Here is a 10,518-nt window from a genome sequence, read left to right as displayed (position 1 = left end):
TTGGTTCTCGGCCTTGGTTCTCGGCCTTTGTTCTCGGCCTTCAGCCCTTGAGCCCGCCCTCGAAGCCCTTGATCACATATCTCTGGAGCAGCAGGAAGACCACGAGGATGGGCAGGGCGGCCAGCGCCAGACCGGCGAAGACGAGGCCGTAGTCGGAGACGTACTGGCCCACGAACGAGAACACGCCCACGGGCACGGTCTCCTTGCCGGATCCGCCGAGGTACAGCAGCGGGGTGAAGAAGTCGTTCCAGATGAAGACCGCGTTCAGGATGATCACGGTGCCGGTGATCGGCCGCAGCAGGGGGAAGACGATACGGGTGAACGCCTGGCGGTGGTCGCAGCCGTCGATGAGCGCGGCCTGCGCGTAGTCCTGGGGCAGGGCGCGGATGAACCCCGTGTAGAGGAAGACCGTGAACGGCAGCTGGATGCCCGTGTAGAAGAGGACCATGCCGTGGTACGTGCCGAGCCAGCCGAGGTCGTCGACGAGTTTGTACAGCGGGATCATGCCGAGCTGGAAGGGCAGCACGATGCCCAGCAGGAAGAGGACGTACAGCCCGTAGCCGAGTCCGCGAGCGCACCGCGCGAGGTAGTAGGCGCCGGTGGAGCCGAGGACGATCAGCAACAGCAGGCTGCTGACGGTGATGATCGTGCTGTTGAGCAGGGCGGGTCCGAGGGAGGCGGAGGACCACGCGTTGCCGAAGTTGGCGAAGGTGGGCGGCGCGGGTGGGGACAGGGGCGAGTCCGCGATCTGCGCCGGGTCCTTCATCGCCAGCGTGACGAGCGCGTACACCGGGAACAGGAACACCACCGCGACGGCGGCCATGACCAGTTCCAGGATGTAACCGCCGTACCGGGGGCGGCGCTTGCCGGATGTGCTGCGGGCGGTCGTGGTGGCGGTGGCGGTGGCGCTCACGCGGTGACCTCCCGGGCGCGCAGATAGCGGAGCTGGACGAGGGAGACGGCGGCGACGAACAGCGCGAGGACGAGCGCGACGGCGGTGCTGTAGCCGAACTTCCCGAAGACGAAGGCCTCTTTGTACAGCACGGTCGAGAGCGTCTCGCTCGATGTGCCGGGGCCGCCGTTGGTGGCCGCGTAGACCTGGTCGAAGAGCTTGAGCCCGCCGATGGTCGACAGCATGAGGTTGATGGTCAGCGCCGGGGCCAGCAGCGGCCAGGTGACATAGCGGAAACGCTGCCAGGTGCCCGCGCCGTCGATGCGGGCGGCCTCGTGGAGTTCGGCGGGCACACCCTGGAGGCCGGCGAGGAAGATGACCATCGAGTATCCGGCGTACTGCCAGACGACCATGGCGGCGACGGACCAGAGGGCGAGCGAGGGGTTGCCGAGCCAGTCCTGACGCAGCCCGCCGAGGCCGAGGGCGCCGAGGATGCCGTTCAGCCCGGCGCCGTTGTCCGGGTTGTAGACGTATTTCCACAGGAAGGCGACCATGACGGGGCTGACGACGGCGGGGGCGAAGAAGATCACCCGTAGCAGCGAGCGGGACCTGATGTTGGCGTTCACACCGAGCGCGAGCAGCAGGCCGATGCCGTTCTGGACGATGACCACCGCGAGGGTGAGCAGCAGGGTGTTGCTGACGGATTCCAGGGCGCGGTCGTCGTCCAGCAGGGCACGGAAGTTGTCCAGGCCGACGAAGGCGAAGTCGCCGATGCCGGACCAGTCGGTGAAGGCGTACACCACTCCGGCGAGGCTCGGGTAGAGGACGACGACGGCGTACACGAGGAGTGCGGGGACGACGAAGGCCCAGGGCGGGACGGTGGCGTCGCGATGGCGCCCGGTCCGTCCCGCCGGCGCGGGCGCGCCGCTCTTCTCGGGCACCGCTCCGGCCGCCGCGCTCGGCTTCTCGGGGCCGGACGTGGCCGTGTCGGGAAGGGAGTTCACGATTTCTTCCCGTACGCCTGGTCCATCTTCCTCAGCGCGCCGGCGACGTCCGTCTTTCCGGCGAGGAGTTCCTGTACGGCGGCGAAGTGGGCGGGCTGGACCTCGGCGTTGGGCCAGCTCTGGTCCATGAAGGGAACGGCGCGGTTGGCGTCGATGATGGGGAGGAAGTCGGCCAGGGCGGGGTCGATCTCGGTGGTGGCGTCGCGGGTGAAGGGGATCGCGGAGACGGCGGTCGCCCAGCGGTTGATGTTCTGCTGCTCTCCGAGGAATTCGATGAACGCCTTGGCCTCGGCCGGGTTCTTGGCGTGGGCGGCGACACCGAGGCCGACGACGATGCCCGCCGGGATCCACAGCTCGGCGGCGTTGTCCCCGCCGGGGAAGGGGAACATGCCCAGGTCGTCGGGGGTGGGCGTGGCCTGCCGGAAGTTGGCGAGCACCGCCGAGACCTGGACGGCCATGGCCGCCTTCCCGCTTGCGACCATCGAGGTCTGCTGTTCGTAGGTGGTGCCGTTGGGGTTGTCGTTGAAGAAGCCCTTGCGCTGGAGTTCCTGGTACTTGCCCAGCGCGTCGGTCCATCCCGAGCCGGCGAAGGTGGCGCGGCCGGCCGCCATGTCGGTGTTGAAGCCGGGGGTCTTGGCGTAGACGGCGTTGGGGACCAGCGCGTAGCTGATCAGCTGGGTGACCCACGGCGTCTGGGCGCCGAGCGCGATCGGCACTATCCCCTTCGCCTTGAGTCCGGCGCAGGCGTCGAGCAGTTCGCTCCAGGTCTTCGGCGGCTGGACGCCCGCCGTGGCGAAGGCCTTCTTGTTGTAGATGGCGCCGATGACGCTGCTGCCCGCCGAGTAGAGATAGGTCTTGCCGTCGTGGCGGTAGGCGGGGTCGAAGTTCTTGGGGATGCTCCGGGTCCACTTCTGGCCGCCGAGGTCGGTGAGCAGTCCGGCCTTGGCCAGTTCGACCATGGACATCGCGCTGCCGCTGCCCGGGTACAGCACGTGCACGTCGGGGGCGTTGCCGCCGGCGAGCTGGGTGCGTACGACCGTCTGCACCTGGTCGGTGGGGGCGAAGGAGGTGGAGAAGGCGGTGTCGGGGTGGCTCTTGCGGTAGAGCGCGAGCAGTTCCTCGATGGGCTTTTGCTGGTCGGCGACGCCGACGACACGCACCTTGTCCGAGCCGCCGGAGCCGGAGCACGCGGTCAGCAGCGGGGGGAGCGCGGCCAGGGCGGCGACCCCGCCGCCGGCGCGGAGGAACCCCCGGCGGCTGACCGTGCCCGGGACAGGCGCTGGCAGGCTGCGGGAACCCGTGGTCATGGTGTGTCCTCCTCGTGGGATCCGGCGACCGACGCCGCCGGGCTTGGAGCACGTCGGGGCGCGGTGCTCGCGACGGGAGCCGTGGGGTACCCGCCCGTGGGGCGCGAGGGGTACGGGGGACGCGAGGGGTACGACGCGGTGAAGCGGTAGACGCCCGAGCCGACGCGGTAGACGGAGTGTCCGGAGGCGGAGGCGGGGCTGGCGCCGTCGGAGACGCTGGCGGGGAGGGTCGCGAGGAGTGTGAGGTGTTCGCCGTCCACCGGGACCGCGCCCGATTCACGGACGGAGCCGTGGTCGTCGGTCGGTACGTGCACCTCGGCGCTCGCGCCCGGCGGGACCTGGACACGCAGACCGATGGTGTCGTCGTGGCGTTCCCAGCGCACCGCGACGGTGCCCCTGGCCGATTCGTAGCCGGCGCTCGCGTGGCTCAGTTCGCCGGGCCGTGGCCGGATCAGCAGCCGCCGGTACCCGGTGGAGTCCGGGCTCTGGTCGAGTCCGGCGACGCCCCGGTAGAGCCACTCACCGATCGAGCCGAGCGCGTAGTGGTTGAAGGAGTTCATCGAGGGGGCGCGGAACCCCGTATCGGGTGTCCAGCCGTCCCAGCGTTCCCAGATGGTGGTGGCGCCATGGCGCAGCGGGAACAGCCACGAGGGCACGTCGGTACGGCGCAGCAGGGCGTGTGCCAGGTCGGCGCGCCCGTACGCGTCCAGGACGGGGGCGGCGAGCGCGACACCGAGGAAGCCGGTCTGGAGCGCGGGCCCGGCCGTCTCGATGAGTTCGGCGAGCCGCTGGGCGGCGGGGCCGGTCGCGTCCTCGGGCAGCAGGCCGAAGGCGAGGGCGACCAGATAGCCGGTCTGGGTGTCGCCCGCGATCCGTACGGTGGTGTCGCCTTCCGCGTTCTTGTCGGTCGTCACGAACCGTTCGGTGAAGGCGGTACGGATGTCCTGGGCCAGCCGGTGGTGGTCGCGCGCCACCTCCGGGAGTCCCAGTACCCCGGCGGCGCTCGCGGTGAGGTGGGTGCTGTGCGCGAAGTAGGCGGTGGCGATGACCTCGCGCGGGGTCGGAACTCCGGGGGCGAGCCAGTCGGAGAAGTGCGGCCCGACATGCCGGCGCCAGATCAGGTCCGGGTTGTGCCGGTGGATCAGGTCGATCCAGGCGCGCATGGCGGGCAGCGCGCGGGACAGGAAGCGCGGATCGTCGTAGGTGCGGTACAGATGCCAGGGGATGATCACCCCGGCGTCGCCCCAGCCGGGGGCGCCCTCGTCGGCGACGCCGGTGAGGCGCGGCGCCACATTGGTGAAGCCGCCCTCGGGGGTGCGCGCGTCCTCGATGTCGCGCAGCCACTTGGTGAAGAACGCGGCGACATCGGCGTTGAGCGCGGCGGTCGGCAGGAAGACCTGTGCGTCGGCGAGCCAGCCGAGCCGTTCGTCGCGCTGCGGGCAGTCCGTGGGCACACTGACGAAGTTCGAGCGCTGTCCCCAGACCACACAGTCGTGAAGCCGGCGGATTTCGGGGTCGGAGCAGTCGAACGCGCCGGACCATGGTGTGTCGCTGTGCAGCGCCACGGCGACGACATCGGAGTCGTACAGCCGGGGGACACCGCTGATCTCCACGAAACGGAACCCGTGGTACGTGAAGCGCGGTTCGAAGACGAGGTGTTCACGGCCGTCACCGATCAGTACGTCGGTGGCGGCGGCGGTGCGCAGGTTCGCGGTGTAGAGGCGGCCCGTCTCGTCCAGCGCCTCGGCGTGGCGTAAGACCACCCGCGCGCCGGGGGCGAGTCCGGCGACGCGGAGGCGTACCCGGCCGGCGAGGTTCTGGCCGAAGTCGACGATATGGGTGTCGTGATGACTGCCGTGAGGAGTGTCGTGATGGCCGTCGCGGGGGGTGTCGTCGTGTCCGCCGTCGCCCATGACGCCGTCGTCGTGGGCGAGGCGGGAGATGGAGCGGGGGCGCAGGGCGGTGGTGGCCCGTACCGGTTCGTCGACGGACGCGACGAGCAGGCCGCTGTCGGTGTCCGTGATCAGCGCCGGTGACCACTCCGTGTCGTCGAAGCCGGGCAGATCCCAGCCGTCGGCCGCGTGCCGCAGATCGTGGCACTCGCCCATGAGCAGGTCGGCGTGGCGGATCTCGCCGGTGCGGGTACGCCAGGTGTCGTCGGTGACGACCGTGGTGGTACGGCCGTCGGCGTGGTCGATATGAAGCTCCGCCAGGAACTGCGGGAACGCGCCGTAGTGGGCGCCCGCCCTGCGGGGCTCGAAGCCGACGAAGCCGCTCCACCAGCCGTCGGCGACGGTCGCGGCGAGGACGTTCTCGCCGTCGCGGACCAGGTCGGTCACGTCGTACGTCTGGTACTGGACGCGGCGGGTGTAGTCGGTCCAGCCGGGCGCGAGTTCCGCGTCGCCGACCCGGGTGCCGTTGAGGCGGACCTCGTACAGGCCGCGTGCGCTGACATAGAGCCGGGCGCGGAGGGCGGCGGGGCCGGTGAAGGCGCGCCGGAGCAGGGGGCAGGGGGCCAGACCGTGGTCGTCCAGGGCGCGTTCGCCCTCGGTCGGCGCGTCCATGACCGGGATCGGGCGGGGATCATGGCCGATCCATGAGGCGCGCCACTCGTCCGCGCCGCGGAACGCGGTCTCGAACCACGACGTCTCCTCGACGGGAGCGCCCGGCCCCCTCCCGTCCGGCCCCCTTCTGCCCGGACCGCCGGCTGCCGGACCGCCGGCTGCCGGACCGGTCGCAGCCGGACCGGTCGCGGCCGGACCGGTCGCGTCCGGACCAGTCGCGGCCGGCCAGACGGCGACCCGCCAGTGGTAGCGCGTACGGGACTTCAGCGCGGGTCCGGTGTAGACGGCCCCGATCGCGTCCGGGTCCTCGACCCGGCCGGTGTCCCACAGGGGCTGACCGCCCTCGTCCAAGTCCTCGGCCCGGTCGGCGACCCGCACGCGGTACGCGAGGGGCGCGTCGCCCCGGTGCGCGGAGGCGAGCCGCCAGGAGAGCAGGGGCGCGGCCTCGTCGATGCCGAGCGGGGTGGCGCGGTGGTCGCATCGCAGGGCGTAGGGCCGCAGGGACACGAGCACGTCCTTCCTTCGCGCCGGGGGCGGCGCGTCGACGTCGACTGTTCGTCAGTTCGTCCGCTCGTCGTCACGTGTACGGCGTGAAGACGACCATCTTCGAATGTGAAATCTAACGTGAATTCTGTGGCGTGGAGACTATGAGCCCCTCGCAAGAGGTGTCAAGAGTGTTACCGAGGTGCGCATTAGCCATCTCATGCCGCAATCGATCTTCGCTCGGGAGGCCCTTACAGTCGCCTACGACAAGCGCTGTAGCCCTACAGCGGGGGCTCTTGTACCCCGTTATTCTCATGTGATATTCACCGTGTGATTACAACATGAACGGACGTTAAATCAAGCGTCGATACCCCTTCGAGTACCTCGGCTCGGGCGGGGATCCCGCACGACGGAACGGACCAGCATCCATGCCACTGAACAGTGGGATCGACAGATCCAGAGGGTTGGGGCGACGCGCGATGCTCGGCGCCTCGGGAACGCTCGCGTTGGCGTTCGCCGCCGGCACCCTGTCGGGCGGCCGGGCCGGAGCCGCCGAGCGGTTCACTGAGGACCCCTTCACCCTGGGGGTCGCGTCCGGCGACCCCTGGCCGGACGGATTCGTCCTGTGGACCCGCCTCGCGCCTCACCCCCTCGCCCCCGATGGCAACGGCGGCATGCCGCCCCACGCGGTCACGGTCCTCTGGGAGGTCGCCGAGGACGAACGCTTCCGGCGTGTCGTACGCCGGGGCAGGACCAAGGCGGTGGCGGAGCTCGCCCACTCGGTCCATGTCGAACTGACGGGCCTTCAGTCCGGCCGGCAGTACTACTACCGCTTCAGCGCCGGCGGTGTGATCAGCCCCGTCGGCCGCACCCGTACCGCGCCCTCGCCGCACAGCCGGCCCAAGGAGCTGAACTTCGCCTTCGTCTCCTGCCAGGCGTGGTTCGAGGGCTTCTACACCGCCTATCGCCATCTCGCGCAGGAGGACGTCGACCTCATCCTGCATCTCGGCGACTACATCTACGAGAACCCCATCGACGCGATGGGCGGCGTACGCCAGGTCCCCGTCGCCGCCGAGCTGCGCCCCGAGCCGATGGACCTCGCCCAGTACCGGAACCGGCACGCGCTGCACCGCTTCGACCAGGACCTGATCGCCGCTCACCAGGCCCACCCGTTCGCCGTCGTCTGGGACGACCACGAGGTGGAGGACAACTGGGCGGGCGACATCTCCAAGCTCGACAACGAGCCGGACCAGGACCCGGCGGTGTTCCGGCAGCGCGCCGCCGCCGCGTTCCAGGCGTACTACGAGCATCTGCCGCTGCGCCTGCCCAACAAGCCGAGGGGCTTCGAGGCCCGGCTGTACCGCAAGCTGGGCTACGGGCGGATGGCCTCGTTCCATATCCTTGACACCCGGCTGTTCCGCGATGACCAGCCCTGCGGTGACGGCACGAAGAGCGGCTGCGACGAGCGCCTCGAACCCGACCGCAGCATTCTCGGCGCCGAGCAGGAGAGCTGGCTCTACAACAGCCTCGGCCGCTCGGGAACGACCTGGAACTTCATCCCCCAGCAGATCCCCATGAACCAGGTCGACACCGATCCCGGCGCCGGCCAGGCGTTCGTGATGGACTTCTGGGACGGATACGCGGCCTCGCGGCAGCGGCTGTTCGACGAGATCGCCGCGCGCCGGGTGAGCAACCCCGTGGTGCTCACCGGCGATATGCACCGCCATCTCGCCGCCAACCTCAAGCGGGACTTCGACGACCCGGACTCCCCCACGGTCGGCGTCGAATTCGTCGGCACCTCCATCTCCACCAAGATGGACGGCATGGACCTGGACCCCTCGGGGGCGAGCCTGCTCGCGGCCAACTCGCACATCGAGTTCACCAACTACCAGCGCGGCTATGTCCGCTGCACGGCCACGCGGGAGTCGTGCCGCGCCGACTTCAAGGTGCTCCCCTACGTCACCCGGCCCGGCGCGCCCGTGTCGACCCGGATCTCCTATCTCACCGAGGCCGGGCGGCCGGGGCTCCAGCGCGCCTGACGGTACGTCAGCCGTCTGACCCGTACGGCGGCGCTGCGGTTGCCGGGGCGGCCCCCGGCTCCCACGATCGGAGCGTGGGTGGCCGCCCTCGGCCCGTCCCGCGGAGATCCGCCCGGGTGGTCGTCACCCGGGCAGCTCACCCCCGCAGAGCGCTTATCTCACACCTGAGATAATCTGCCTCTATGGCAGACGACTACCTCGTACGCATCGGCAAGCTCATCCGTGACGCACGTCAGCATCGTGGCTGGACACAGAGTCAGCTCGCCGAGGCCCTGGCCACCAGCCAGAGCGCCGTGAACCGCATCGAGCGCGGTAACCAGAACATCAGCCTTGAGATGATCGCGCGCATCGGTGAGGCGCTCGACAGTGAGATCGTGTCCCTCGGCTACGCCGGGCCCATGCATCTGCGGGTGGTCGGCGGACGCCGGCTCTCCGGCTCCATCGACGTCAAGACGAGCAAGAACGCGTGCGTGGCACTGCTCTGCGGTTCGCTGCTCAACAAGGGGCGCACGGTGCTGCGCCGGGTCGCGCGCATCGAGGAGGTCTTCCGGCTCCTGGAGGTGCTCAACTCCATCGGCGTACGCACCCGCTGGATCAACGACGGCGTGGACCTGGAGATCTCGCCCCCCGCCGAGCTGGACATGGAGGCGATCGACGCGGAGGCGGCCCGCCGTACCCGCTCCATCATCATGTTCCTCGGCCCGCTGCTGCACCGGATGGACACCTTCCGGCTGCCGTACGCGGGCGGCTGCGACCTCGGGACGCGCACGATCGAGCCGCACATGATCGCGCTGCGCCGGTTCGGTCTGGACATCGCCGCGACCGAGGGCCTCTACCACGCCCAGGTGGACCACTCGATCTCGCCGGACCGCCCGATCGTCCTGACCGAGCGCGGGGACACCGTCACCGAGAACGCGCTGCTGGCCGCCGCACGCCACGACGGCACGACCGTCATCCGCAACGCCTCGTCCAACTACATGGTCCAGGACCTGTGCTTCTTCCTCGAAGCGCTGGGCGTCCGGGTCGACGGCATCGGCTCGACCACCCTGACCGTGCACGGTGTGCCGTCCATCGACGTGGACGTCGACTACTCCCCCTCCGAGGACCCGGTCGAGGCGATGAGCCTGATCGCCGCCGCCGTGGTCACCGAGTCCAAGCTGACGATCCGCCGGGTCCCGATCGAGTTCCTGGAGATCGAGCTGGCGGTGCTGGAGGAGATGGGACTCGACCACGACCGCACCACCGAGTACTCCGCCGACAACGGGCGTACCCGGCTGGTGGACCTGACCGTACGGCCGTCCAAGCTGGAAGCGCCGATCGACAAGATCCACCCGATGCCGTTCCCGGGGCTGAACATCGACAATGTGCCGTTCTTCGCGGCCATCGCGGCGGTGGCCCAGGGCCAGACCCTGATCCACGACTGGGTCTACGACAACCGCGCCATCTACCTCACGGACCTCAACCGCCTCGGCGGCCGGCTCCAGCTCCTCGACCCCCACCGCGTCCTGGTCGAGGGCCCGACCCGCTGGCGCGCGGCCGAGATGATGTGCCCGCCGGCCCTGCGGCCCGCCGTGGTCGTCCTGCTGGCGATGATGGCGGCGGAGGGCACGTCCGTACTCCGCAATGTGTATGTCATCAACCGCGGTTATGAGGATCTGGCGGAGCGACTGAATTCCGTGGGCGCGCAGATCGAGATCTTCCGCGACATTTAATCGGAATGCGCGGACTCATGAGGACCCCGCCGGCCCCGGAATCATCTCCGGCCCGGCGGGGTTTCTCGCATTGGTGCGGAATCGCTGCCGCTATCCCTTATCGGACCAGGCCGGTGGGCTGAGCGGCACCCACGACCTTGCCGAGGGCGTAGGCACCCGTGACGAGAGCCGCGCCTCCGGCGAAGGCGAGGGCCGGCGTGGCCAGAATCGGCGACGCCTCGTGCGCCAGCCAGCCGGGGGTCTCCTCGGTGAGCCCGCCGAGGCTCTCCATCTGCGCGTTGAACTTGTCTTCGATCATGTGTCCCTCCCCATGAGGAATGTGCGGTGGACATGCGGAAGGCGGCCGGGGAAAGGGATGGATGCGCAGCCCTTTACGACCCGGACTCACCTGGGGAGAGATACAAGCATCTATTCGAACTGGGCGAGTATGACGCGGATCACACTGCAAATGGAGCGGGGAATTCCAACGCTATTCCAGCACCATGACATTTATCAGCTATATCCATGACATCCGTCA

7 protein-coding genes are annotated in these 10,518 nt (G+C 69.5%); 2 read left to right on the top strand and 5 right to left on the bottom strand.

Annotated elements, in window-relative coordinates; genetic code table 11:
- Window positions 1-40: 40 nt before the first annotated feature.
- The 4 genes from ACZ7LS_RS09760 to ACZ7LS_RS09745 are packed head-to-tail and all read right to left on the bottom strand — an operon-like array spanning window position 41 to window position 6,280.
- Window positions 41-913, bottom strand: a complete 873-nt coding sequence (locus tag ACZ7LS_RS09760; protein ID WP_385134298.1) for a carbohydrate ABC transporter permease — start codon at window positions 911-913, stop codon at window positions 41-43.
- On the bottom strand, window positions 910-1,896 hold the full coding sequence (locus ACZ7LS_RS09755; protein WP_385134301.1) for a carbohydrate ABC transporter permease: 987 nt from the start codon (window positions 1,894-1,896) through the stop codon (window positions 910-912). Before ACZ7LS_RS09755 ends, ACZ7LS_RS09760 begins: the two co-directional genes overlap by 4 nt.
- Window positions 1,893-3,203: an extracellular solute-binding protein gene (locus ACZ7LS_RS09750; protein ID WP_385134304.1), complete on the bottom strand. Its 1,311-nt coding sequence runs from the start codon at window positions 3,201-3,203 to the stop codon at window positions 1,893-1,895. The genes ACZ7LS_RS09755 and ACZ7LS_RS09750 overlap by 4 nt, the downstream gene beginning before the upstream one ends.
- Window positions 3,200-6,280 carry a family 78 glycoside hydrolase catalytic domain gene (locus ACZ7LS_RS09745; RefSeq protein ID WP_385134306.1) on the bottom strand — a complete coding sequence of 1,027 codons (3,081 nt, stop codon included), beginning with the start codon at window positions 6,278-6,280 and terminating at the stop codon, window positions 3,200-3,202. The genes ACZ7LS_RS09750 and ACZ7LS_RS09745 overlap by 4 nt, the downstream gene beginning before the upstream one ends.
- Window positions 6,281-6,678: 398 nt before the next feature.
- On the opposite strand from ACZ7LS_RS09745, the gene ACZ7LS_RS09740 reads away from it, so the two are divergent.
- The gene (locus ACZ7LS_RS09740) at window positions 6,679-8,289 is read left to right on the top strand and encodes an alkaline phosphatase D family protein (RefSeq protein ID WP_382526345.1); all 1,611 of its coding nucleotides are present in this window, start codon (window positions 6,679-6,681) and stop codon (window positions 8,287-8,289) included.
- A gap of 182 nt (window positions 8,290-8,471) precedes the next feature.
- Entirely contained in the window at window positions 8,472-10,001 is a 1,530-nt protein-coding gene (locus ACZ7LS_RS09735; protein ID WP_129768815.1) for a helix-turn-helix domain-containing protein, read from the top strand.
- Between the two features lie 97 nt (window positions 10,002-10,098).
- Here ACZ7LS_RS09735 and ACZ7LS_RS09730 read toward each other — a convergent pair whose 3' ends face one another.
- The gene (locus ACZ7LS_RS09730; protein ID WP_382526342.1) at window positions 10,099-10,299 is read right to left on the bottom strand and encodes a hypothetical protein; all 201 of its coding nucleotides are present in this window, start codon (window positions 10,297-10,299) and stop codon (window positions 10,099-10,101) included.
- Window positions 10,300-10,518 lie beyond the last annotated feature (219 nt).

The sequence above is a fragment of the Streptomyces sp. NPDC039430 genome (genome assembly GCF_055639435.1).
Note: the sequence above shows the minus strand (reverse complement) of the source record. Positions and strands in the feature narration are given on the sequence as shown.